The 660-nt window shown below is 54.2% G+C and carries 1 pseudogene; it reads right to left on the minus strand.

Features of this window, described 5'->3' with window-relative positions:
• Position 1 precedes the first annotated feature (1 nt).
• Positions 2-660, minus strand: a pseudogene (locus tag B3Z75_RS07440) (NAD(+) synthase); the annotation flags it as partial.

The following is a 660-nucleotide window of genomic DNA, read 5'->3' on the forward strand; positions in this document are numbered from 1 at the left end:
TTCAATGTTTCGATATACGGGGTTCAGGATTATGTATGCGGGGATCGTTTTTCAGCTCGTTGAGCCAGGTGTCAGCAACGGCATCGCTCGGCATGCGCCAGTCGCCGCGGGGTGAGAGGTTCACGGAGCCCACTTTTGGGCCGTCGGGCATGCAGGAGCGTTTGAACTGCTGCGCAAAAAAACGCTTGTAGAATACTCTCAGCCACTGACCTATTTCGTCCGCAGCATAGGCTTTGCTAAAAGCCTGGCAGGCGAGGAGAAAAATACGTTTTGGCCCATCGCCATACCGTAGCATGCGGTGCAGGAAAAAATCGTGCAGCACGTACGGGCCGACCACATGTTCCGTCTTCTGGGCAATTTGTCCCTCTTTGTCTGCTGGCAGCAGTTCGGGACTGAATGGTGTATCCAGTACATCGTGAAGGATGCTGCGGGCCGGTTCTTCCATCCTGTGATCGGCAATCCATCGTACCAGTGTGGCAACCAGCGTCTTTGGCACACTGGCATTCACGGCATACATCGACATGTGGTCTCCGTTGTATGTAGCCCATCCAAGGGCAAGTTCCGACATGTTTCCGGTACCCACCACCAGCCCGCCTGTCTTATTGGCATAATCCATCAGGATCTGGGTACGTTCGCGCGCCTGACTATTTTCGTAGGTCA

Origin of the sequence: Proteiniphilum sp. UBA1028, assembly GCF_002316955.1 — a bacterium.
Lineage (GTDB): Bacteria > Bacteroidota > Bacteroidia > Bacteroidales > Dysgonomonadaceae > Proteiniphilum.